A 21,777-nucleotide genomic window follows, 5' to 3' on the forward strand; every position below is an offset into this window, starting at 1 on the left:
TCAACCTAGTCCCGCGACCGCACCCGCACCGGGTGAGCGGTGGGCCGGGTTCGCCGGAGGCGGGGCGGGCGAGGCAGCATGGACGCCGTGACCGAGACGTTCGACGCGTTGACCCGGCTGGTGGGCGCCGGGGACGTGGTGGTGCTCAGCGGCGCCGGCCTGTCCACCGAGTCGGGCATCCCGGACTACCGGGGGCCCTCCGGCGCGGCCCGCCGGCACACCCCGATGACCTATCAGGCGTTCACCCGGGACCCGGACGCGCGGCGGCGCTACTGGGCGCGCAGCCACCTGGGGTGGCGGCTGATCGCCCGGGCCGCCCCCAACGACGGGCACCGGGCGGTCGCCCGGCTGCAACGCGCCGGCCTGCTCGGCGGGATCATCACCCAGAACGTCGACGGCCTGCACACGGCCGCCGGCGCCACCGGCGTGATCGAGCTGCACGGCCGCCTCGACGAGGTGACCTGCCTGGACTGCGGCAATCTGACCTCCCGCGACGAGCTGGACCGGCGGCTGGCCGAGGCCAACCCGGGTTTCGACGCGCACGTCGCGCACGTCAACCCCGACGGCGACGTGGACCTGCCGGACGAGGCGGTGGCCCGGTTCCGCACCGTCGACTGCGGCATCTGCGGCGCCGGCATGCTCAAACCGGACGTGGTGTTCTTCGGCGAGACCGTGCCGGCGCCGCGGGTCGCCGACTGTTTCGCCCTGGTCGAGCGGGCCCGGGCGCTGCTGGTGCTCGGCTCCTCCCTGACCGTGATGTCGGGGCGCCGGTTTGTGCTGCGCGCGGCGAAGCTGGGCATCCCGGTGGCCATCGTCAACCAGGGCGCCACCCGCGGCGACGGGCACGCCACCCTCATCCTCGACGCGCCGCTGGGCGCGACGCTGACCGCCCTGGCCGACCGGGTCGCCGCCGGGCCGGTGCCCGCCGCCGTGTGACCGACCCCCCGGCGGGGTAGGACATGAGCCGGAAACATGGTCGCTGGTAGCGTTGACCATGCCGGTACCACCCACGTGGGAGAGACCGCCCGGGAACCACCCGGACGGCGCCGAAGGGGCAGATTCTCCCCGGAACCTCTCAGGCAAAAGGACCACGTGGGCAGGCGCTGTGGAGCGCGTCAGCGCGACTCAGGGGGAGGCCGACCCGTCGACCTCGCCCCCACAAGGAGCGCAGCGCATGACCGCAGAGCAGTTCGCCGACCGGCACATAGGTCCCGGCCCGGACGACGAGCGCCGGATGCTGGAGGCCGTCGGTCACAGCTCCATCGACGAGCTGATGGACGCCGCGATCCCCGAGGTGATCCGCTGGCACGGCGCCCTGGACCTGCCCGCCCCGGCCAGCGAGCGGGAGGCCATCGCCGAGCTGCGCGCCCTGGCCGCCCGCAACACCGTCGCCGTGTCGATGATCGGGCTGGGCTACCACGGCACGCACACCCCGGCCGTGATCCGCCGCAACGTGCTGGAGAACCCGGCCTGGTACACGGCGTACACGCCGTACCAGCCGGAGATCAGCCAGGGCCGCCTGGAGGCGCTGCTGAACTTCCAGACGATGGTCACCGACCTGACCGGGCTGGCCACCGCGAACGCCTCCATGCTCGACGAGGGCACCGCTGCGGCCGAGGCCATGACCCTGGCCCGCCGCGCGTCGAAGACGAAGAGCCCGGTGTACGTGGTCGACGCCGACACCCTGCCGCAGACCGTCGCGGTGATCACCAGCCGGGCGGAGCCGCTCGGCATCGACGTGCGGGTCCTCGACGTGGAGCACGACGAGCTGCCCGCCGAGTTCTTCGGCCTGCACCTGCAGTACCCGGGGGCGTCCGGCGCGGTGCGCGACCACAGCCGGCTGGTGGAGGCCGCGCACGCCGCCGGCGCGCTGGTCACGGTCGCCGCGGACCTGCTGGCGCTGACCCTGCTGCGCCCGCCCGGCGAGATCGGCGCCGACATCGCCGCCGGCACCACCCAGCGCTTCGGCGTGCCGATGGGCTTCGGCGGCCCGCACGCCGGCTACCTGGCGGTCCGCTCCGGGCTGGAGCGGATGCTGCCCGGCCGCCTCGTCGGGGTGTCCAAGGACGCCGACGGCAACCCGGCGTACCGGCTGGCGTTGCAGACCCGCGAGCAGCACATCCGCCGGGAGAAGGCGACCAGCAACATCTGCACCGCGCAGGTGCTCCTGGCCGTGATGGCCGGCATGTACGCCGTCTACCACGGCCCGGACGGGCTGCGGGACATCGCCCGGCGTACCCACGGTGCGGCGGCGCGGCTCGCGGCCGGGCTGCGCGCCGGCGGCGTGCAGGTCGCGGACGTCGCGTTCTTCGACACCGTCACGGCGACCGTGCCGGGGCGGGCTGCCGAGGTGGTGGCCGCCGCCGCGCGGCGCAACGTGAACCTGCGGCTGGTCGACGCCGACCGGGTCGGCGTCTCCTGCGACGAGACCACCACCGCCGCGCACCTGGCCGCGGTGTGGGCGGCGTTCGGCGTCGCCGGGGTCGACGGGGAGGTGGACGCGGCGCTGCCCGACGGCCTGGCCCGCCGCAGCGACTTCCTCACCCACCCGGTGTTCCGCACCCATCACTCGGAGACGGCGATGCTGCGCTACCTGCGCCGGCTGTCGGACTTCGACTACGCCCTGGACCGGGGCATGATCCCGCTCGGGTCGTGCACCATGAAGCTGAACGCCACCACCGAGATGGAGCCGGTCACCTGGCCGGAGTTCGCGCATCTGCACCCGTTCGCCCCGGCCGAGCAGACCGCCGGCTACCGGGACCTGATCGCCCAGCTGGAGGGCTGGCTGGCCGAGGTGACCGGCTACGACGCGGTCAGCGTGCAGCCCAATGCCGGGTCGCAGGGGGAGCTGGCCGGGCTGCTGGCCATCCGGGCCTACCACCGGGAGCGCGGGGAGGCGCACCGCGACGTGTGCCTCATCCCGTCCTCCGCGCACGGCACCAACGCCGCGTCGGCGGTGATGGCCGGCATGCGCGTGGTGGTGGTCGGCTGCGACGACGACGGCAACGTCGACCTGGTCGACCTCGACACGAAGATCGACAAGCACCGGGACGCGCTCGCCGCGATCATGGTGACCTACCCGTCCACGCACGGCGTGTACGAGACGGGCATCGCGCAGTTGTGCGCGAAGGTGCACGACGCGGGCGGCCAGGTGTACGTCGACGGCGCGAACCTCAACGCGCTCGTCGGGTTCGCCAAGCCGGGCCGGTTCGGGGCGGACGTGTCGCACCTGAACCTGCACAAGACGTTCTGCATCCCGCACGGCGGCGGCGGTCCCGGTGTGGGCCCGGTGGCGGTGCGCGCGCATCTGGCGCCGTTCCTGCCCGGTGACCCGCTGGGCGTGCACACCGACGGGCGGCCGGCGATCTCCGCGGCGAACCACGGGTCGGCGGGGATCCTGCCGATCCCGTGGGCGTACCTGCGGATGATGGGCGCCGAGGGGCTGGCCCGGGCCACCGGTGTGGCGGTCCTCGCGGCGAACTACGTGGCCGCGCGGCTGCGGCAGCACTTCCCGGTGCTGTACGCCGGCAACAAGGGCCTCGTGGCGCACGAGTGCATCCTGGACCTGCGGCCGCTGACGAAGGCGACCGGGGTGAGCGTCGACGACGTGGCGAAGCGGTTGATCGACTACGGCTTCCACGCGCCGACGATGTCGTTCCCGGTGGCCGGGACGCTGATGGTGGAGCCGACCGAGAGCGAGGACCTGGCCGAGCTGGACCGGTTCTGCGACGCGATGATCGCGATCCGCGCGGAGATCGACAAGGTGGGCTCGGGGGAGTGGCCGGCGGGGGACAACCCGCTGGCGAACGCGCCGCACACCGCGGCCATGGTGTCCGGTGACGAGTGGCCGCACCCGTACCCGCGGTCGGTGGGCGCCTATCCCGGCGGGGTGGACCGGGCGGGGAAGTACTGGCCGCCGGTGCGGCGGGTCGACGGCGCGTACGGCGACCGGAACTTGGTCTGCTCGTGTCCGGCGCCGGAGGCGTTCGAAAGCTGAGGCGCAGCGCGCCGGGGCGGTGCAGTGCCGCCGCCCCGGCCGGCGCGTCGACCGGTCGGTCGGCGCGTACGCTCCCTGACGGAGCGTGATCGGTCAGGCGACGAGGGCGTGTCGGGCGGGGCCGCGGTGCGGGGCGATGGTGCTGCCGTCGGGGAGCAGCTCACCGGTGTCCTCGAAGACGATCACACCGTTGCAGAGCAGGCTCCAGCCCTGCTCACGGAAGCAGGCGATGACGCGTGCGGCTTCGCGATCGGTCGCCTCAGCGGAGGGGCAGGTGGGTAGGTGCTGGCACATCGGGTTCTCCGGACTGTGGGGGCACTGTGTCATGGTTCACATGACCAGTGACGCACAGTACCAAGTGGAAGCGCGCGCTATCGAGCAAGGATGCGGCTTGTTCACCCGAAATCGGCTGAACGGATGAGTGTGAACCAACCGGACGGTGTGGAAGCGCTCCCAAAGATGGGGATCGACGTTCCCGCGGCGCCGCCGGAGTGCCGGGGCCGGCTCGTGGAACGGGCCCGGCTGGAATGGTGGCTGGCCGACGGCGGCGACCCGGCGGCGCTGGTCGAGGACTTCCTGGCCGCGCACGGCGTGGCGCTGTCCGACCTGGCCCGGCCGGCCGTCCACGACCCGCACGGGCCCTGCGGCGCCGCCCTGTTCCTGTCCGCCGCGGCCGGCGCCCGCGCCGCCGGCGGCCCGGCGGGCGCGCCCACGCCGGCGCCGGCGCTGCCGGACCTGGTGGTGGTGGTCTACGGCCACGCCGACCGGCCCGCCCCGCCGGCCGGCCCCGGACCGGGCGGCGGCTGGTGGCTGGGCCCGTGGCGGGACAGCTGGACAGCCGCCGCGCACGCCGAGGCCGTGACGGCGGTCCGGGCGGCCATCGCGCGCGGCGACGTCTACCAGGTCAACGTCGTCGGGCACGCCGCCGCCGCGTACGCGGGCGACCCGCTGCCCGCCCTCGCGCGCCTCGGCGCGCTGCCCGGCGCCCGCTACGGCGGGACCCTGTCCGGGCTCGGCTGGGCGGTCGGCTGCGCCTCCCCGGAAACCCTCGTCGCGGTCGAACACGGCCGCCTGGTCACCCGGCCGATCAAGGGCACCCGCCCGGCCACCCCGGCCGGCCGCCGCGAGCTGCTCGCCTCGGCCAAGGAACGCGCCGAGCACGTCATGATCGTCGACCTGGAACGCAACGACCTGGCCCGGGTGGCCCGCACCGGCTCGGTGCGGGTCGACGAGCTGTTCGCCGTACGACGCTGGTGTGACCTGTGGCAGGCCGAGTCGACGGTGTCCGCGGCGCCCGCCGACGGCCTCGGCCTGGCCGGCCTGCTGCGCGCGGTCTGCCCCGGCGGGTCGGTCACCGGTGCCCCGAAGCTCGCCGCGCTCGACGAGATCGCCGCCCGGGAGCCGGTCGGGCGCGGCGCGAGCATGGGCGCGCTCGGCTGGGTCGGGGCCGGCCGCGTCGACCTGGGCCTGACCATCCGCACCGCCGCCGCGGACGCCGAACGCCTGCACCTGTGGGCCGGCGGCGGCATCACCTGGGGCAGCGACCCGGCCGCCGAGGTCGCCGAGGCCGCCGCGAAGGCCGCCCCGATCCGGGCCCTGCTCGCCGCCTGACCCGCGCCGTACCTCGACCCGCTGAGCGCCTGCCGGGACGGTGCGGCTCAGGCGTGGGCGAAGGCGTCCAGGGCGGCGACCACGCGCTCGCCCACCCCGTGGCCGCTGCCGTGGCCGCCGGTCTCGACGATCTGCAGCCGGGCGTCGGGCCACGCCTGCGTGAGCTGCCAGGCGATGTCCGGCGGGCCGCTGACGTCCAGGCGGCCCTGCACCAGCACGCCGGGAATCCCGGCGAGCGTGCCGGCGTCGCGCAGCAGCTGCCCGTCGGGCAGGAAGCCCAGGTTGCTGAAGTAGTGGGTGACCAGGCGGGTGAAGCCGGCCCGGAACACCGGATCGGCGTAGCGGGGGCTGGCCGAGAACCCGCCGGCCAGGGACACGTGCACGTCCTCCCAGGCGCACCAGTCGCGGGCGGCCCGGTCGCGCACCTGCGGGTCCGGGTCGTTGACCAGCCGGGCGTACGCGGCGGACAGGTCACCGTCACGCTCGGCCGGCGGCACGCCGTCACGGAACCGAACCCACTCCTCGGGGAAGATCCGGCCCATGTCCCGGGTCACCCAGTCGATCTCCCGGCGGGTGTTGGCGACCACGCTGAACAGCACCAGCGCGGTGACCCGCTCCGGGTGGCGCTGGGCGTACGCGAGGGACAGCGACGAGCCCCAGGAGGCGCCGCAGAGCAGCCACCGGTCGACGCCCAGGTGCGCGCGCAGCCGTTCCATGTCGGCCAGCAGGTGGGCGGTGGTGTTGACCGACAGGTCGGTGGCCGGGTCGCTGGCGGGTGGGGTGCTGCGGCCGCAGCCGCGCTGGTCGAACAGGATGATCCGGTAGGCGGCCGGGTCGAACAGCCGCCGCCAGGAGGCGCCCGCGCCGGAGCCGGGCCCGCCGTGCACCACGAGGGCCGGCCGCCCGTCGGGGTTGCCGCAGGTCTCCCAGTGGATCCGCTGGCCGTCGCCGACGTCGAGCTGGCCCTGCGCATACGGCTCGATCGGTGGATACATCGGCCCTTCCCCTCCCACGACCCAGATGCAACAGCGCTGTTACATTAGCGGACGTGACCGCCACCCCCGACCGCGAGGCCCTCGGCACCCTGCTGCGCCACGTCCTCGACCTGCTCGACGGCGACGTGGCCGCCGTCTACGCCGACCTCGACCTGCCCGGCTACCGGCCGCGCTACTCACCGCTGGTGCGGGTGCTGGTCGCCGACGGACCCCTGGCGATCCGCGACCTGGCCGCCCGGGTCGGCGTCACCCACTCCGCGGCCAGCCAGACCGTCGCCCAGATGGCCCGCGCCGGCCTCGTCGACCTGGCTCCCGGCGCCGACGCCCGGCAGCGGATCGTCACCCTCACCGACCGGGCGCGCGCCCTGCTGCCGGTGATCGAGGCCGAGTGGGCGGCCACCACCACCGCCATGCGCCGGCTGGACGCCGAGCTGCCCGTACCCCTGGCCGACGAGCTGTACGCGGTGCTCGCCGCGCTGCGCCGCCGCCCGCTGCGCGACCGGATCGCCGACACCGGCCTGGCGCCCGCCCGACCGCCGGCCTGAGCGGGGCCGGCGGCCGGGGGGCTCACCGGCCCAGGCGCTGCCAGCGGCGCACGGACAGCGGGAGGAACACGGCGACCAGCAGCAGCGGCCAGGCCACCGCCAGGGCCACCGCGTGCTCGGCGGGCCAGGAGCCGGCGCCCCAGCCGGGGTTGCCGAACAGGTCCCGGGTGGCGGCGACGGTGGCCGACAGCGGGTTCCAGGCGGCGACGGCGGCGAGCCACCCCGGCATGGTGGCCGGGGCGACGAACGCGTTGGAGGCGAAGCCCAGCGGCCAGACCAGGATCTGCAGCGCGGCGACCGTCTCGGGGCGGCGCAGCAGCAGCGCCAGGTACACCCCGAGCCAGATCATCGCGAAGCGCAGGAGCAGCAGCAGCGCCACCGCGGCCAGCGCCGCGAGGGGGCCGCGGCGCGGCTGCCAGCCGATCAGGACGCCGCAGCCGAGCACCACGGCCAGGGCCACGGCGGAGTGCAGCAGGTCGGCCACGGCCCGGCCGGTCACCACCGCGGCGCGGCTCATGGGCAACGACCGGAACCGGTCGGTCACGCCACGGGCGGTGTCCACGGCCACGGCCGTGTAGGTGGTCTCCACGCCGAAGAGCATGGTCATGGCCACCATGCCGGGCAGCAGGAACTCCCGGTAGTCGGCGCCGTCGGGCAGTGCCATGGCGCCGCCGAACAGGTAGCCGAACATCAGCAGCAGCAGGACGGGAAACAGCAGGCCGAACAGCACCTCGCCGGGGCGGCGCGCCCAGTGGGCGAGGGTCCGGCGGGTCAGGATCGCGGTGTCGGCGGCGGCCCAGCGGGCCCGGGACAGCGGCAGGACGGTCACGCCGGCACCTCCGTGCGGGAGTCGGTGAGGTGCAGGAACACCTCGTCGAGGGTGGGGCGGCGCACCGCCACGTCGCCGGCGCGCAGGCCGGCGACCTCGACGGCGCGCAGCACCGCGGCGAGCGCGGCGACCCGGTCGGTGACCGGGACGCTGAGCCGCAGCGCGGCGCGGTCGACGGTGGGCGCCGCGCCGGTGGCGGCGGTGACCGCCGCGGCGGCCGCCGCCAGGTCGTCGGGGTGGTGCAGCACCACGTCGATCCGGTCGCCGCCGAGGGTGGACTTCAGCTCCTCCGGCGTGCCGGCCGCGGTCACCCGCCCGTGGTGCAGCACCCGCATGCCGTCGGCGAGCCGGTCGGCCTCCTCCAGGTACTGGGTGGTCAGCAGGACGGTGGTCCCGGCGCCGACCAGGGCGCGTACGGCGTCCCAGACGTCGCTGCGGGCGCGCGGGTCCAGGCCGGTGGTGGGCTCGTCGAGGAACAGCACGGGCGGGTCGACGATCAGCGCGGCGGCCAGGTCGAGCCGGCGGCGCATCCCGCCGGACCAGCCGGCCACCGGCCGGTGGGCGGCCGCGGTCAGGTCGAAGCGGTCCAGCAGGTCGTCGGCGCGGGCCGCCGCGCGGGCCGGAGAGAGGCGGTGCAGCCGGCCGAACAGCACCAGGTTCTGCCGGCCGCCGAGGATCTCGTCGACCGCCGCGTGCTGGCCGACCAGGCCCAGGTGCGCGCGGGCCCGGTCGGCCTGCCGCCGTACGTCGAACCCGGCCACCCGGGCCACCCCGGAGTCGGCGCGCAGCAGGGTGGTCAGGATGCGCACCAGGGTGCTCTTGCCGGCCCCGTTCACGCCGAGCACCGCGCAGACGGTACCCGCGGGCACCGCCAGGTCGACGCCGTCCAGGGCGACCTGGTCGCCGTAGCGCTTGTGCAGGCCCTCCGCCTCGATCGCCGGTCCGTCCCGTCGCATCGGCCCCTCCGCTCCTCGTCCGGTACGCCGTACCGTACACCATACGACAAGGGGGGTCGGTACAGTCGGCGGGTGACCACCGAGTACAGCGGCACCGGGGACCCGGCGCGCAGCCTCGCCCTGCTCTGGCGTACCCGGGAGAAGGCCAGCCGCAAGGGCGGCGACCTCTCCGTGGAGCGGATCGTGCGCGCGGCCATCGAGGTCGCCGACGCCGACGGGCTGGGCGCGCTGTCGATGCGCCGCGTCGCCGAACGGCTCGGGGTGGGCACCATGACCCTCTACACGCACGTGCCCGGCAAGGGCGAACTGCTCGACGTCATGCTCGACACCGTCTACGGCGAGACCGACCGCCCCGAGCAGGTGCCGGGCGGCTGGCGGGGCCGACTCGCCCAGATCGCCCGGGAGAACTTCGCCCTCTACCTGCGCCACCCGTGGCTGCTGCAGGTCGCCACCACCCGCCCGCCGCTCGGCCCGAACCTCATCGCCAAGTACGAGTACGAGCTGGGCGCCGTCGACGGCATCGGCCTCACCGACCTGGAGATGGACGCCGTCATCACCCTGGTCACCGGCTACGTCCACGGCGCGGCCCGCCCCGCCGTCGAGGCGGCCCAGGCCACCCGCCACACCGGGATGACCGAGCAGCAGTGGTGGCACGCCCACGCCCCGTACCTGGAGAAGGTCCTCGACCCGAACCGGTTCCCCCTCGCCGCCCGGGTCGGCACCACCGCCGGGCAGGAGTACCAGGCCGCCGGGGACCCGGCCCGCGCCTTCGAGTTCGGGCTGGCCCGCCTGCTCGACGGCGTCGAGGTCCTGGTCCGCGACCGGGCGGGTGCCGCACCCGCCGGGGTAACGGGCGGCTAGCCTTCCGGGCATGACTATGCGCACGATCCGGATCATCGGCGACCCCGTGCTGCGCACCCCGTCCGAGCCGGTGACCAGTTTCGACGCCGAGCTGCGCGCGCTCGTGCAGGACCTCATGGACACGCTGCTCGGCGCACCCGGCCGCGCCGGCGTCGCCGCCCCGCAGATCGGGGTGAACGCCCAGGTGTTCGTCTACGACGCCGACGGGCACCGCGGCCACCTCATCAACCCGACCCTGGAGCTGTCCGAGGAACTCCAGGACGACGACGAGGGCTGCCTGTCCATCCCCGGGCTGTACTTCCCGACGCCGCGCGCCCTGCACGCCACCGCGCACGGCGTCGACCAGCACGGCCAGCCGCTCACCATCGCCGGCAGCGGATTCCTGGCCCGCGCCCTGCAGCACGAGACCGACCACCTGCACGGCCGCCTGTACGTGGACACGCTGCGCGGCGACACCCGCCGCCGGGCGCTGCGGGAGATCCGCGCCGGCCGCTTCGACTCGCCCAGCCGGGGCCGCTGACCGCGACGGCGGGGGTGGCCCGCACCGCCGACCACCCCCGCACATCAGTCGCGACGGGTCACTTCGGCGGCGGAGCCACCAGGCAGGTCGCGGTCGAGGTGTTACCGGAGTCGTCCACGCCGGTGATGATCGCGTCGCCGCGCAGCGTCACCTTGTAGTCGATGTCGCCGGTGCCGTCCTTGACCCGGGACTGCGCGCCCGGCGCCTGCACCAGCTTGATCTTCGTGCCGGCCGGGAACGGCCCGAACCGCACCGACGGGTCGGCGGCGTCGGCGATGTACACGACGACGGCGGTGTCGACGATGTCGGTCGCGGTGAGCTGGTAGAACCCGTCCGGGTTGTACGAGCCGGGGATGTTGCCGCCGCTCGGGTTGTTGGTCGGCACGCACTGCGTGATCGGCGCGGTGGTGTCGACCACCCGCATCACCGCGGTGTCGCTGCCGGTGTTGCCGGCGGCGTCGGTGGCGGTGCAGGTGACCGTGGTGGCGCCCAGCGGGAAGGTGCTGCCGGGCGGCGGCGCGCAGGTCGGGGTGAGCGGACCGTCGACGTTGTCGGTGGCGCTCGCCGGGTAGTTGATCACCGCGCCGGCGGGGCTGGTGGCCTCCACGGTCCGGTCGTCCACGACCACGGTCGGCGGGGTCACGTCGTTGACCGTCACCGCGATGTGCTCGACGAACGCCGGCCCGCCGGAGAGGCCGTTGAGCAGGAAGTCCACCGTGCAGTGCAGGGTGGCGCCCTGCGCGGCGTCCCCGGCGACCGTGATGGTCTCGGCGAACGGCACGTCGGTGCCGCTCTGCTGGGTCTTCGACGGCGCGTCGAAGCTCACCGACAGGCCCGGGTCGCAGACCACCTGCGGGGTGACGGTCACGTCGAGGTCCCGCAGCCCGGACAGGATCGCCGCGGTGACGGTGTCCGGGGCGCTGCCGACCACCTGCCCGCCGGTGGCGGCGGCCACGTCGGTGGCCTGCCCGGTCGCGTTCAGGCCGCCGCCCCCGCCGGTGACGTCGACCGCGAGCACGCGGGCGTCGTCGGCCTGCAGCGCGGCGGTGGCCTGCGCCAGGGAGTGCCCGGCGCTCGGGTCGTGGCTGGGCGCGTCGCCGACCAGCACCACGATCCGGCTGCTGCCGGAGCGTAGGCGATGCCGCCGTCGGAGACCTGGAACAGCCCGTTCACCCACGCCTCCGGGACGTCGCCGCCGCCCCCGGCGGCCAGCCCGTCGACCGCGTTCTGCAGCGCGGTGGCGTCGCCGGTCAGGTCCTGCCGGACCCGGAACAGCTCCGCGCCGTCCCCCTCGTCCCGGTAGGAGGCCACCGCGAACTGGGCGCTGGGCTGCGCCCCGCGCACATTGTTGATCACCTGTTGCAGGTTGGTGCGGACGTTGGCGATCGCCGCGCCCATGCTGCCGGTCGTGTCGACCAGCAGCACCACGTCCGGGTTCGGCGGGATCGGCGGCGTCGAGACCACCTTGCTGATCCCGATCGTGGCGCCGGGGTCCGCGGACCGGTCGACGGTGGCCGGGTCGACGCCCGGCGCCGCCCAGGCGGGCGTGGCCACCGCGGTCACCACCGCGGTCACGGCGGCGGCCACGCCCACCGCCGTTCTTCGCCCCTGGGGCACTGCTGTGAAACCCATCGTGTCTCCTTCAGCTCCGCCGCGCCCGCCCCGGGCGCGGCCTCGAAGCGAGACGCTAGGGGCTCGGCCGCTCCGGACCGGTCAGACACAAGCCCAGGTCAGCGTCGGGTTGTTGACCCGGCGTGGCGGCTGGACAGGACAGACTGACGGGTCAGCCAGTCACGGAAGGCGGTGCAGCGCGCACTCGGTGAAGTCGGCCACCCGGGTGAACCCCAACCGTTCGTAGAGGCGCACGGCGGGGACGTTGTCCGCCTGCACGTTCAGCGTCACGTGCTCGACGGTGGCCCGCAGCCCGGCGCACACCGCGGCCACGGCCGCCCCGGCCAGACCCCGCCCCCGCACGTCCGGGTGGGTGGTCACATTGCCCAGCGCCGCCACCCGCCACGTCGGCGACCACACGTGCACCCCGGCCACCGCCACCAGCCGGCCGCCCTCCCGCACCCCGACGTACCGGCCGGTGTCCAGCATCCGCGGGTCGAACCAGTTGCCCGGATACGCGGCCGCGTACAACTCCCGCAGCTCCGGCAGGTCGGCGCGGCCCAACGGCTCACCGGCCGGCGCCACCGCGGCCAGCCGGGCCGGGTCGGTCAACGCCATCCGGTGGTGCGCGGCCGCGTCGGACACCGCGTACCAGCGGGCCACCGTGGCGTCCAGGCCGGGGGAGAGGTGCGCCCACAACCGGGCCGGCAGCACCGGCGCCGCCTCGGCCAGCAGCGCCGCCAGGTCCCCGGCGCGCTCCGGCGGCGCGAACGCCAGCAGAGTGGGCAGCTCGACACCGTGGTAGAGCAGCACCACCTCGTCGCCCCGGCGGAACCACGACGTGTACGGCCAGAAGAAGTCGTCCAGGTCGCCCAACTGGTACGCGTGCAGCACCGGATCCCGCCCCAGCAGCTCGGCGAGGACGGCACGGTCGTGTTCGGCGCGCACAGCCACCCGCCGATGATCACACGCCGGCGGTCAGCGCCTCACGCCGCCACCCACTGGTCGTAGCCCAGCTTGCCCACCAGCGCCAGCACCACGACCAGCAGCACCACCCGCACGAAACCCGAACCGCGCCGCAACGCCATCCGCGCGCCCACCGCCGCCCCTGCGACGTTGCACACCGCCATCGCCGCGCCCAGCAGCCACCACACGTGCCCGGTCGCCGCGAACACCACCAGCGCACCCAGGTTCGTGCCCGCGTTGACCACCTTCGCCATCGCCGACGCGTGCACGAAATCCGACCCCAGCAGCGCGGTGAACGCCAACACCAGGAACGTGCCGGTGCCCGGGCCGATCAACCCGTCGTACAGGGCGATGCCCAGCCCGGCCACCGCCACGGCCGTCACCACCCGCACCGGCGTGCGCCGCTCCGGATACGACACCACTCCCAGCCGCGGCCGGGTCAGCACGAACACCGCCACCGACACCAGCACCACGAGCAGCACCGGCCGGTACGCCCCCGCCGGCACCGCGCCCGCCAGCGCCGCACCCAACCCGGCGGTCAACACCGCCAGGCCCGCGGCCGGCCCCGCCACCGCCCAGTCCAGCTTCGTGCGCCGCGCGTACGTCACCGCCGCCGTCGACGTACCGAAGATCGCGGCCAGCTTGTTCGTGCCCAACGCCGTCGCCACCGGCACCCCCGGCGCGCCCAGCAGCAGCGCCGGCAACAGCAACAGGCCACCGCCGCCCACCACGGCGTCCACCCAGCCCGCCAGGGCGGCCGCGCTCAACAGGGTCGTCAGCGACAGAGGATCCACGGGCCGCCATTCTGCCCACCCCCACCACCCCGGCGGGACGCCCTGTGGCCAGCCTCACCGCAGCTCAACGCCCCCGAAGCCGCCGCAACCACAACCCCAGCGACGCCACCGCCACGAACACCAGCATCGAACACAGCAACGCCTTCAGCACCGGGCAAGCCTGCCACGCGGACGTAGGGTGTGCAGGTGCGCCTGGCCACCTTCAACCTGCTGCACGGCCGGTCCCTCACCGACGGACTCGTCGACCCCGACCGGCTCACCGCCGCCGTCACCGCACTCGACGCCGACGTCCTCGCCCTGCAGGAGGTCGACCGCGACCAGACCCGCAGCGGCCGCCTCGACCTCACCGCCATCGCCGCCCGCGCCCTCGACGCCCCCGAACACCGCTTCGCCGCCGCCGTCGTCGGCACACCCGGCGAACGGTTCCGCCCCCTCACCCACGACGACGACGGCCACGGCGAACCCCTCTACGGCGTCGGCCTGGTCAGCCGCCACCCCGTCCGCTCCTGGCAGGTCACCCGCCTGCGACCCGCCCCCGTCCGCTCACCGATCTACGTCCCCGGCCCCGGCGGCGGGCTCGTCCTGCTCCGCGACGAACCCCGCGTCGTCCTCGCCGCCGTCCTCGACACCCCGCACGGGCCGCTCACCGTCGCCGCCACCCACCTGTCCTTCGTGCCCGGGTGGAACATGCTGCAACTGCGCCGCGTCGCCCGCGCCCTGCGGGCGCTGCCCGCCCCGCGGATCCTCCTCGGCGACCTCAACCTGCCCGCCGGACCCGCCGCCCTGCTCACCCGCTGGCGGCCCCTGGGCCGCCGTCCCACCTACCCGGCCGGGCAACCCCGGGTGCAGCTCGACCACATCCTCGCCGACCGGCGCGGCCTCGACCGGCTGCCCCCGGTCACCGCCGTCGACACCCCGCTGTCCACCATCTCCGACCACCGGCCGCTCATCGTCGACCTCGGCTGACGCCGCTCAGCCCAGCCCGGACACCCGCTCCGCCGCGCGCACCGCGTTGCGGAACAGCATCGCCACCGTCGTCGGACCCACCCCGCCGACCCGCGGCGTGATCGCCCCCGCCACCTCGGCACACGACTCGTCCACGTCCGGCAGCAGCCGCCGCCCCTCGTAACGCACCCCACCGCCGACCACCACACCACCCGGACGCACATGCTCCGGCTGGACGATCCCCGGCACCCCGGCCGCCGCCACCAGGATGTCCGCCCGCCGCGTGTACCGCGGCCAGTCCGGCACCCCCGTGTGCACCACCGTCACCGCCGCGTTCGCCGTCGGCCGCTTCTGCGCCAGCAACATCGCCAACGGCCGGCCCAACGTGGCGCCCCGACCCAGGATCACCACCTCCCGGCCCGCCACCGGCACCCCGTGGAACGCCAGCAACGCCTCGATCCCCGCCGGCGTGCACGGCAACGGACCCGGCAACCCCAACGCCAACCGGCCCATGTTCACCGGATGCATCCCGTCCACGTCCTTGTCCGGGTCCAGCTCCGCCAGAGCCCGGTCATAGTCCAGATGACCCGGAATCGGATACTGCACCAGCACCCCGTGCACGGCCTTGTCCGCGTTGAAATCCGCCAGCACCGCATGCAGATCCGCCTGCGACGCCGACGCCCGCAGATGCACGTGCGGCGACACGAAACCCAGCTCCGCCGCCTGCCGCTGCTTGATCCGGATGTAACCCGCGCTCGCGTCGTCGTCGCCCACCAGCACCGTCGCCAACGCCGGCGTCACCCCCGCCGCGCGCAACGCCACCACCGACTCGGCGACCTCCGCCAACACCTGCGCCGCCACCGGCGCACCCGGCAGCAACCGCGCCGTCGTCGAACCCGAAGAAGACATGCCGCACCCCGCCCACGGAGGCCCAGGCGGTCGACCCCCGCGCCGAGCTCCCCGATGGTTGCCCATCCCCGTGCCGCCAGTCGCGTTCACCCCTCAGCCTGCCACAGCCCGCTCCACTACCGCATCCGCCACCGCCTGCCACCGCGGCAACGACCCCACCAGCGCCGCCGCCCGCCGCCGCCGATCCGCCACCGACGCCACCCGAAGATCCGCCAACACCGCCTCGAACGCCGGCCGCAACACCCGCTCCCGCTCCGGCGCGTCCACCGCCAGCACCGCGTGACACCGCGCGTACGTCACCACGACCCAGAACATCGCCTCCCGGTGCGCGCCCGCCGCCACCAGCTCCGCGCTCCCGTCCACCACCACCGGCCGCCCCGCCGCCGACAGATCCGCCCGGAACGGAAACGGGGTACGCGCCACCCGCGCCGCCTCGTCGAACGTCACCGCCAACCCCGCCAAGTGCTCCCGCACCCGACCCGGACCCACCCCACCGCCGTCCAGCGACCACAGCAGCTCCTCGTACCGGTCGGCGAACCCGGAGGCGGCCAACACCTCCCGCGCCCGCACGTACCGCCGCCGCACCGTCGGATCCCGCAACCCCGCCACCGCCGGCAACACCGCCAGCACCGACGTCGGGAACACCCACCCCAGCACCTGCTCCGGCACCGACGCCCGCCCGTCCACCCGCGCCAACCCGTCCTCGATGCGCCGCCGCACCCCGGCGCACCGCCGCCGCACCCACACCGGATCCGCGAACCCCGCCGCCACCCGCTCCCGGATCGCCGCCAGCCGCCCCGACGGGTCCGCGATCACCGCGTCCGTGCGGAACATCGGCGCGAACACCCACGACCCCAGCACGTCCTCGGGCGACCCCAGCTCCGCCCAGGTCAGCGCCGAGACCTCCAGCAGCACCCCACGGTGCCGGAACTTGCCCAGCTTCGCCGCCGGGGCGTCCCGCACCAGCAGCACGTCCACATCCGACGACGGCGCGAGCACCGCCTCATCCGGCAGCCCCACCGTCGACCCGGAGAAGAACGCACCCCCGATCGACCGGTCCCGGGCCATCGCCTCCCGCACCCACTCGACCGCCACCGCCCGCGCCGCACCCACCCGCATCCCGACCATGCTGCCCGCTCAGGTCGCGTCCCGCTGCGCCACCAGACCCGCCAACGCGCGGTTCGTCCGGTTCGCCGCCGCCGCCGCGCGCTGCTGACCCGCCGTCACCTCGATGTACGTCTGCGACGACGCCAACGACGCGTGCCCCAGCAACCGCATGATCTCCGCCGCGCCCGCCCCGTCCTCCGCCAACCGCGTCGCGAACGTGTGCCGCAACGCGTGCAACCGCGCGCCCCGCGGCACCCGGTCACCGATCCCGGCCCGCCGGTAACACGACTCCACCAGATACTGCAGGCCGCCCCGGCGCAGCGGCTCACCCCGCCGGTCCACCAGCAGCGGCGAGTGCGGCCGGACGGTACGCGCCCCGAACCGGCGCCGCCGGCTGTCCAGATAGTCCACCAGCACCCGGTCCACGCCCGCCTCGATCGGCACCGTACGCGGCCGGCCGCCCTTGCCCGCGACGTCTACTCGGCGCTCACCGGCCCGGCCCGCCACCGACGCCACCCGCAGGGCCAGCAGCTCCGACAGGCGTAGGCCCGCGCACAGCGCCAACGCCAGCACCGCCAGGTCCCGCTCCGGCCAGGGGTCGCGCTGCCGGCCGTCCTCCCGGGCCACCGCGGCCAGCAGCTCCTCCGGGGTGTCCTCGCCCCGCAGCGGCTTGGGCTGGGGGAGCGGGGTCCGGGGACGCCCCACCGCCGGCATCGGATTACCGGGCACGACACCCTCGGCGACCAGGAACGTGAAGAAGCTGTTCCAGGTGGACCAGGCCCGGTGGACCGACGCGGCGGCGCGGGGAGCGGCGAAGCGGGCGAACGCCGCGCGCATGACCCGGGGGGACAGGGCGGTGACCGGCAGCCGGTCGAGGGGGAGGGGAGTGGTCCCGTCCTCGGCCCCCACCAGGCCCGCCACGGTGGTGAGGTCCCGCCGGTAGGCCGCCAGGGTGTGCGGGGAGGGCTTCCGGGTGGCCCGGGCGGTCAGGAACTCCTCGATCAACCGCCCTACCGGTTCGTCCGGTTTGTCATGCATAAGGCATATTATGCATGATTTTCGCGTTCCCGCCAGTGGCCGGTGCGGGGGAGCGACCCGGGAAACCACTTGTCGCGGCACCCAGACTGGGTCGGTGGTGGAGATCGACGAAGAACTCGTACGCCGGCTCGTCGCCGCGCAGTTCCCGCGGTGGGCGCACCTGCCGGTCACCGCGGTGGACCGGCAGGGGTGGGACAACCGGACGTTCCGCCTCGGCGACGACCTCGTCGTGCGGCTGCCCAGCGCCGAGGGCTACGTACCCGGCGTCGCCAAGGAGGACCGCTGCCTGCCGGTGCTGGCCCGGCACCTGCCGCTGCCCGTGCCCGAACCGGTGGCCACCGGCGACCCCGGCGCCGGCTACCCGTACCCCTGGTCGGTGCGGCGCTGGCTGCCCGGGGAGACGGTGCAGGCCGCCGCGAAGGCCGACCGGCCGGGCCTGGCGCGTGACCTCGGGGCCTTCCTGACCGCGCTGCGGCGGGCGCCCACGGCCGGCTGCCCGGTGGCCGGGCGGCACTCGAGCTTCCGGGGCTGCCACCCGAGCGCCTACGGCGACGAGGTGCAGGACGCCCTGGACGTGCTGCGCGGGCGAGTGGACACCGCGGCGTGCCGGGAGGTCTGGGCGCGGGCGCTGGTCTCGGCGTGGCAGGGGCCGCCGGTCTGGTTCCACGGTGATGTCGCCGCCGGCAACCTGCTCGTCTCGGGTGGGCGGCTGTGCTCGGTCATCGACTTCGGCACCTGCGGTGTCGGGGACCCGGCGTGCGACCTGGTGCCGGCGTGGACCTGGTTCGCCGGCCCGGAGCGACAACTGTTCCGGGAGGCGGCCGGCCTGCCCGACGACGCCTGGCGGCGCGCCCGCGGCTGGGCGCTGTGGAAGGCACTCATCCAGCTGGCGCGCCCGGACGGCCGGTACGAGGAGCAGGTGCGGATCCTGGCGGCGGTCCTCGCCGACCCGGTCGTGGACTGACACCGGGGAAGCCCCCGAACCTGCTTACTTGACATAATGTGCATTATCGAACCTGCGCGTGAGGCGGCTACGCGGGCGTGCTGCGGGTCAGGTGTCCTTTCTGACTAAGCCCGGAAGATTGACTTCCCCGCCTACCCTTCGCGAGTGGACCGCGACTCAGACCAAGCCCGCGATGACCTCCGTCCGGAGCTGTCAGACCACGAGGTCTTCTACGACGATGCGGACATTCCTCCGGCTGTACACGAGTTCGTGTTCTGGCTCGGCGGCGCAGTCGGAGGCGGCATCGTCGGGAACGCCACCTACGACGCCCTCAAGGCGGCACTCGGCGCCCTCCGCCGCAGCAAGGATGGGCCCGCCCTGAACGAGACGGAGGTGGTGGGGTTCGCGAGAGAGGCCGCCCGCCTCAGGTCGCGCCGAAAGGGCGAGGACGGGAACGGTGACTTCGAGGTCACCGCTGTTGAGCAGGCGGCTGATGGCTGGAGCGTCGAGCTCACGGGATCAAGGACAAGGCTCCTGGTGAGGCTGCCGCAGCGGCGCGACCCTGACGGAATCGTGCAGGCCAGGGTCCGCGACGTTGGGTTTGGGCGGAGTGAGCAGGCTCTTCGCGAATGGTTCGAGGACCTCTCCTGCCAGCTTGACCGCCGCGACCGGCAAGCGCCGCCCGGCGGCGAGCACGGGCGCAACCCAGGTGGCGTTGCCGACCTGAGCTAACCCGTGCGACCTGGCCAGCTCGGCCCGCTTCTCCCCGTCGTCCGGCTCCCTCGCCTGGTCCACGCCGCGATCCTCCCCCGGCGGCCGTTCCCCCGCCAAGGTGACGTTGGGGGCATGCCCGCGCGCGGGCTCCCTCTCCCCACGATGCGAAGGTTAGGAGCGTTCACGGCCGGCGCGGGCGGTGAGCCCGGCCCGGCGCCGGGCCAGCGCGGCCGCGGACCCGGCGCTGCGCCGGCCGGGCGCGCCAATGCTCGCCACGCCGCTCGACGCCGTGCCCGAGGGCCCCGACCTCGTCCACCAACCCAAGGCATCAGGGCTGAAGGTCGATGATGCCCTTGCCGCTGCGGATGTCGAACGGCACCGAGACCTGGTCGTGCGCGATCAGCCACCTGCCGTCGATCTTCTCGAAGCAGAACGTGACCCTGACCCACATGCCGTTCGTCGCCGTCCCGTCCCGCAGCGTGCCGCTGAGACGGCCGAAGCCGTGCCCGAATGCCACGTCCTCACCGACCGTGAGAGTCAGGTCGCGGACCTCGTAGGACACGGTGTCGAAGATCGCGAACACGGCCGCCCAGTTCTTGAGCTTCGCGTCCACCCCGACGTGCTGCAGCGGCGGCTCGACGTCGAAGGACACCACATCCGTCGTGTAGAGCCGCCGCAGGCCCTCGAGATCCTTGTTCCGGAGTCCTTCGACGATCTCGGTGACCTGCTGTCGGATCGTGGCTTCGTCCGCCTCATGTCGCCTCGGCATCGTTTCCCGCACCTCTCCTTCGCTCGCAGTCTGACGAAACTGGTGGCCATGGCAGGCGCGTTCAGCGGCGCAGGCTGATCTCGCGCTCCATGTGCGACAGCTTGTGCGGGTTGCGCACGGCGTAGAGCCCGGTGACGAGGCCGTCGTCCATGCGCACCGCCAGGACGGCGTCGATCTCGTCGCCCTGCAGGAGGATCAGCGCCGGGTAGCCGTTGACCTGTGCCGGCCGCACCGACATCAGCTCGGCGATCCGGCCCAGCCCGACGGCCAGCAGGCGGGCCACCTTCTCGGCACCCACGACGGGCCGCGGGACGGCCTGCTTGACTCCCCCGCCGTCGCCCAGGAAGACGACATCCGGTGCGAGGATGTCGAGCAGGGCCTGCAGGTCGCCCGTGGCGGTCGCCTTCTGGAACGCCTCGAGCGCGTCCCGGGTCTGCGCGGCGGACACGGCCCCGCGCGGGCGGCGGGCGGCGACGTGGCCCCGTGCCCGGTGGGCGATCTGGCGGACCGTGGCGGGGCTCTTGTCGACGGCTTCGGCGATCTCGTCGTACCCGAGGTCGAACACGTCGCGCAGCACGAACACGGCCCGCTCGGTGGGTGTGAGTGTCTCCAGCACCAGCAGCATCGCCATGGAGACGCTGTCGGCCAGCTCGACGTCCTCGGCCACGTCGGGCGCGGTCAGCAGCGGCTCGGGCAGCCAGGAGCCGACGTAGGACTCCTTGCGGCGGCCGAGGGCGCGCATCCGGGCGAGTGCCTGGCGGGTGGTGATCCGGACCAGGTAGGCGCGCTGTTCCCGCACCGTGGCGAGGTCGACGCCCACCCAGCGCAGCCAGGTCTCCTGCAGGACGTCCTCGGCGTCGGCGGCCGAGCCGAGCATCTCGTAGGCGACCGTGAAGAGCAGGTTGCGGTGGGCGAGGAACACCTCGGTGGCGGGGTCCGGGCGGTCGTCGGGTGCGGTCTGCGCCGTGCCGGCCATGGGTGGCTCCTGTTCGGTGTCGTCGGTCTCCCCCATCAGATGCCGGGCCGGGTCGTCGTGTGACACCGGGGCGGCGGCGATGGTTGTGGTGCTCGTCACGTGGGCGTGCTGTCACGGGGGTGGGGTCGCCCGGCATCTCGTGGTCGTCCGATCGACAGCACGAGGGAGGACGAGCCATGGATGCCCGGTTCGACATGTTCGCCAACGAGATCGCCGTCAAGTTCGCCAAGCGGTTCGCCAACGCCGCTCTGGTGATCCACCAGTCGCCGCTGCCGAGTTCCACGCAGGAGCTGGTGTCGCTGCGCGCCAGCCAGATCAACGGCTGCGGGTGGTGTATCGACATGCACACCAAGGAGGCGGCGGCCGCCGGTGAGACGCCGGTGCGGCTCAACCTGGTGGCCGCGTGGCGCGAGTCCACGGTGTTCACCGAGGCCGAGCGGGCGGCGCTGGCGCTCGCCGAGGAGGGCACCCGGTTGGCCGACGCCCACCAGGGGGTGTCGGACGAGACGTGGGAAGCGGTGCGCAAGCACTACGACGACGACCAGATCGCGGCGCTGGTCGCCCTGGTCGCGCTGATCAACGCGGCGAACCGGATGTCGGTGATCGTGCACCAGCGGGGTGGTTCCTACGAGCCCGGCATGTTCGCCGCCGCGTTGCGGTGATCGACGGTGGTTGCGGCCCGGCCCGGGAT

General features: G+C 74.4%; 23 protein-coding genes and 1 riboswitch. Of the genes, 10 read left to right on the top strand and 13 right to left on the bottom strand.

Going from position 1 to position 21,777, the window contains the following annotated elements:
* Positions 1 to 78: 78 nt before the first annotated feature.
* Complete coding sequence (locus tag ABZS80_RS11865) at positions 79 to 936, top strand: NAD-dependent protein deacetylase (protein WP_355055694.1); 858 nt, start codon at positions 79 to 81, stop codon at positions 934 to 936.
* A gap of 66 nt (positions 937 to 1,002) precedes the next feature.
* A riboswitch (glycine riboswitch) is annotated at positions 1,003 to 1,101 on the top strand.
* Between the two features lie 73 nt (positions 1,102 to 1,174).
* On the top strand, positions 1,175 to 3,997 hold the full coding sequence (gene gcvP, locus ABZS80_RS11870; protein WP_355055695.1) for an aminomethyl-transferring glycine dehydrogenase: 2,823 nt from the start codon (positions 1,175 to 1,177) through the stop codon (positions 3,995 to 3,997).
* Between the two features lie 93 nt (positions 3,998 to 4,090).
* On the opposite strand, the gene ABZS80_RS11875 is transcribed toward gcvP, so the two are convergent.
* A complete protein-coding gene (locus ABZS80_RS11875; RefSeq protein WP_109947276.1) occupies positions 4,091 to 4,291 on the bottom strand; it encodes a DUF5999 family protein in 201 nt (66 codons plus the stop codon).
* 90 nt (positions 4,292 to 4,381) lie between these two features.
* On the opposite strand from ABZS80_RS11875, the gene ABZS80_RS11880 reads away from it, so the two are divergent.
* Positions 4,382 to 5,608, top strand: a complete 1,227-nt coding sequence (locus ABZS80_RS11880) for a chorismate-binding protein (protein ID WP_355055696.1) — start codon at positions 4,382 to 4,384, stop codon at positions 5,606 to 5,608.
* Between the two features lie 47 nt (positions 5,609 to 5,655).
* On the opposite strand, the gene pip is transcribed toward ABZS80_RS11880, so the two are convergent.
* Complete coding sequence (pip, locus tag ABZS80_RS11885; RefSeq protein WP_355055697.1) at positions 5,656 to 6,603, bottom strand: prolyl aminopeptidase; 948 nt, start codon at positions 6,601 to 6,603, stop codon at positions 5,656 to 5,658.
* 53 nt (positions 6,604 to 6,656) lie between these two features.
* Between pip and ABZS80_RS11890 the strand changes: the two genes are divergently transcribed.
* Positions 6,657 to 7,148: a MarR family transcriptional regulator gene (locus ABZS80_RS11890; RefSeq protein ID WP_355055698.1), complete on the top strand. Its 492-nt coding sequence runs from the start codon at positions 6,657 to 6,659 to the stop codon at positions 7,146 to 7,148.
* Positions 7,149 to 7,170: 22 nt separating this feature from the next.
* On the opposite strand, the gene ABZS80_RS11895 is transcribed toward ABZS80_RS11890, so the two are convergent.
* Both ABZS80_RS11895 and ABZS80_RS11900 read right to left on the bottom strand, forming a co-directional pair.
* Positions 7,171 to 7,977, bottom strand: coding sequence for an ABC transporter permease (locus ABZS80_RS11895; RefSeq protein ID WP_355055699.1), 807 nt, complete (start codon positions 7,975 to 7,977; stop codon positions 7,171 to 7,173).
* Positions 7,974 to 8,933, bottom strand: a complete 960-nt coding sequence (locus ABZS80_RS11900) for an ATP-binding cassette domain-containing protein (protein ID WP_355055700.1) — start codon at positions 8,931 to 8,933, stop codon at positions 7,974 to 7,976. The genes ABZS80_RS11895 and ABZS80_RS11900 overlap by 4 nt, the downstream gene beginning before the upstream one ends.
* 72 nt (positions 8,934 to 9,005) lie before the next feature.
* On the opposite strand from ABZS80_RS11900, the gene ABZS80_RS11905 reads away from it, so the two are divergent.
* Positions 9,006 to 9,794 carry a TetR/AcrR family transcriptional regulator gene (locus tag ABZS80_RS11905; protein WP_355055701.1) on the top strand — a complete coding sequence of 263 codons (789 nt, stop codon included), beginning with the start codon at positions 9,006 to 9,008 and terminating at the stop codon, positions 9,792 to 9,794.
* Between the two features lie 10 nt (positions 9,795 to 9,804).
* The gene (gene def, locus ABZS80_RS11910) at positions 9,805 to 10,314 is read left to right on the top strand and encodes a peptide deformylase (protein ID WP_355055702.1); all 510 of its coding nucleotides are present in this window, start codon (positions 9,805 to 9,807) and stop codon (positions 10,312 to 10,314) included.
* 58 nt (positions 10,315 to 10,372) lie between these two features.
* Here def and ABZS80_RS11915 read toward each other — a convergent pair whose 3' ends face one another.
* From ABZS80_RS11915 to ABZS80_RS11930, 4 genes are all read right to left on the bottom strand, one after another.
* Complete coding sequence (locus ABZS80_RS11915) at positions 10,373 to 11,332, bottom strand: HYR domain-containing protein (RefSeq protein ID WP_355055744.1); 960 nt, start codon at positions 11,330 to 11,332, stop codon at positions 10,373 to 10,375.
* A complete protein-coding gene (locus ABZS80_RS11920; RefSeq protein ID WP_355055703.1) occupies positions 11,293 to 11,946 on the bottom strand; it encodes a vWA domain-containing protein in 654 nt (217 codons plus the stop codon). Before ABZS80_RS11920 ends, ABZS80_RS11915 begins: the two co-directional genes overlap by 40 nt.
* Before the next feature lie 159 nt (positions 11,947 to 12,105).
* The gene (locus ABZS80_RS11925; protein WP_355055704.1) at positions 12,106 to 12,879 is read right to left on the bottom strand and encodes a GNAT family N-acetyltransferase; all 774 of its coding nucleotides are present in this window, start codon (positions 12,877 to 12,879) and stop codon (positions 12,106 to 12,108) included.
* A gap of 32 nt (positions 12,880 to 12,911) precedes the next feature.
* Positions 12,912 to 13,685 (bottom strand): TSUP family transporter, encoded by a 774-nt coding sequence (locus ABZS80_RS11930; RefSeq protein WP_355055705.1) that lies wholly within the window; start codon positions 13,683 to 13,685, stop codon positions 12,912 to 12,914.
* A gap of 186 nt (positions 13,686 to 13,871) precedes the next feature.
* Between ABZS80_RS11930 and ABZS80_RS11935 the strand changes: the two genes are divergently transcribed.
* Positions 13,872 to 14,651, top strand: a complete 780-nt coding sequence (locus ABZS80_RS11935; protein ID WP_355055706.1) for an endonuclease/exonuclease/phosphatase family protein — start codon at positions 13,872 to 13,874, stop codon at positions 14,649 to 14,651.
* A gap of 6 nt (positions 14,652 to 14,657) precedes the next feature.
* On the opposite strand, the gene ABZS80_RS11940 is transcribed toward ABZS80_RS11935, so the two are convergent.
* The 3 genes from ABZS80_RS11940 to ABZS80_RS11950 form a co-directional block, all read right to left on the bottom strand.
* Entirely contained in the window at positions 14,658 to 15,539 is an 882-nt protein-coding gene (locus ABZS80_RS11940; protein WP_355055707.1) for a tetrahydrofolate dehydrogenase/cyclohydrolase catalytic domain-containing protein, read from the bottom strand.
* A gap of 93 nt (positions 15,540 to 15,632) precedes the next feature.
* Positions 15,633 to 16,658 carry a hypothetical protein gene (locus tag ABZS80_RS11945; RefSeq protein WP_355055708.1) on the bottom strand — a complete coding sequence of 342 codons (1,026 nt, stop codon included), beginning with the start codon at positions 16,656 to 16,658 and terminating at the stop codon, positions 15,633 to 15,635.
* 18 nt (positions 16,659 to 16,676) lie between these two features.
* On the bottom strand, positions 16,677 to 17,684 hold the full coding sequence (locus tag ABZS80_RS11950) for a tyrosine-type recombinase/integrase (protein ID WP_355055709.1): 1,008 nt from the start codon (positions 17,682 to 17,684) through the stop codon (positions 16,677 to 16,679).
* Between the two features lie 94 nt (positions 17,685 to 17,778).
* On the opposite strand from ABZS80_RS11950, the gene ABZS80_RS11955 reads away from it, so the two are divergent.
* The gene (locus ABZS80_RS11955) at positions 17,779 to 18,648 is read left to right on the top strand and encodes an aminoglycoside phosphotransferase family protein (RefSeq protein ID WP_355055710.1); all 870 of its coding nucleotides are present in this window, start codon (positions 17,779 to 17,781) and stop codon (positions 18,646 to 18,648) included.
* Positions 18,649 to 18,792: 144 nt separating this feature from the next.
* On the top strand, positions 18,793 to 19,359 hold the full coding sequence (locus ABZS80_RS11960; protein WP_355055711.1) for a hypothetical protein: 567 nt from the start codon (positions 18,793 to 18,795) through the stop codon (positions 19,357 to 19,359).
* A gap of 310 nt (positions 19,360 to 19,669) precedes the next feature.
* On the opposite strand, the gene ABZS80_RS11965 is transcribed toward ABZS80_RS11960, so the two are convergent.
* Positions 19,670 to 20,110 (bottom strand): nuclear transport factor 2 family protein, encoded by a 441-nt coding sequence (locus ABZS80_RS11965; RefSeq protein WP_355055712.1) that lies wholly within the window; start codon positions 20,108 to 20,110, stop codon positions 19,670 to 19,672.
* A 61-nt stretch (positions 20,111 to 20,171) separates the two neighbouring features.
* Entirely contained in the window at positions 20,172 to 21,086 is a 915-nt protein-coding gene (locus tag ABZS80_RS11970) for an RNA polymerase sigma-70 factor (RefSeq protein WP_355055745.1), read from the bottom strand.
* Between the two features lie 176 nt (positions 21,087 to 21,262).
* Here ABZS80_RS11970 and ABZS80_RS11975 point away from each other — a divergent pair, with 176 nt between their 5' ends.
* The gene (locus tag ABZS80_RS11975) at positions 21,263 to 21,748 is read left to right on the top strand and encodes a carboxymuconolactone decarboxylase family protein (protein WP_355055713.1); all 486 of its coding nucleotides are present in this window, start codon (positions 21,263 to 21,265) and stop codon (positions 21,746 to 21,748) included.
* Positions 21,749 to 21,777: the final 29 nt, after the last annotated feature.

Source organism: Micromonospora sp. NPDC005305 (assembly GCF_040607315.1).
Lineage (GTDB): Bacteria > Actinomycetota > Actinomycetes > Mycobacteriales > Micromonosporaceae > Micromonospora.

Excerpts from the sequence above, each read along its gene's own strand:
- ABZS80_RS11865 (WP_355055694.1), top strand. The coding sequence starts at position 79 with ATGGACGCCGTGACCGAGACGTTCGACGCGTTGACCCGGCTGGTGGGC.
- gcvP (WP_355055695.1), top strand. The coding sequence starts at position 1,175 with ATGACCGCAGAGCAGTTCGCCGACCGGCACATAGGTCCCGGCCCGGAC.
- ABZS80_RS11875 (WP_109947276.1), bottom strand. The coding sequence starts at position 4,291 with ATGTGCCAGCACCTACCCACCTGCCCCTCCGCTGAGGCGACCGATCGC.
- ABZS80_RS11880 (WP_355055696.1), top strand. The coding sequence starts at position 4,382 with ATGCGGCTTGTTCACCCGAAATCGGCTGAACGGATGAGTGTGAACCAA.
- pip (WP_355055697.1), bottom strand. The coding sequence starts at position 6,603 with ATGTATCCACCGATCGAGCCGTATGCGCAGGGCCAGCTCGACGTCGGC.
- ABZS80_RS11900 (WP_355055700.1), bottom strand. The coding sequence starts at position 8,933 with ATGCGACGGGACGGACCGGCGATCGAGGCGGAGGGCCTGCACAAGCGC.
- def (WP_355055702.1), top strand. The coding sequence starts at position 9,805 with ATGACTATGCGCACGATCCGGATCATCGGCGACCCCGTGCTGCGCACC.
- ABZS80_RS11920 (WP_355055703.1), bottom strand. The coding sequence starts at position 11,946 with ATGGGTTTCACAGCAGTGCCCCAGGGGCGAAGAACGGCGGTGGGCGTG.
- ABZS80_RS11940 (WP_355055707.1), bottom strand. The coding sequence starts at position 15,539 with ATGTCTTCTTCGGGTTCGACGACGGCGCGGTTGCTGCCGGGTGCGCCG.
- ABZS80_RS11945 (WP_355055708.1), bottom strand. The coding sequence starts at position 16,658 with ATGCGGGTGGGTGCGGCGCGGGCGGTGGCGGTCGAGTGGGTGCGGGAG.
- ABZS80_RS11950 (WP_355055709.1), bottom strand. The coding sequence starts at position 17,684 with ATGCATGACAAACCGGACGAACCGGTAGGGCGGTTGATCGAGGAGTTC.
- ABZS80_RS11965 (WP_355055712.1), bottom strand. The coding sequence starts at position 20,110 with ATGCCGAGGCGACATGAGGCGGACGAAGCCACGATCCGACAGCAGGTC.
- ABZS80_RS11970 (WP_355055745.1), bottom strand. The coding sequence starts at position 21,086 with ATGGCCGGCACGGCGCAGACCGCACCCGACGACCGCCCGGACCCCGCC.
- ABZS80_RS11975 (WP_355055713.1), top strand. The coding sequence starts at position 21,263 with ATGGATGCCCGGTTCGACATGTTCGCCAACGAGATCGCCGTCAAGTTC.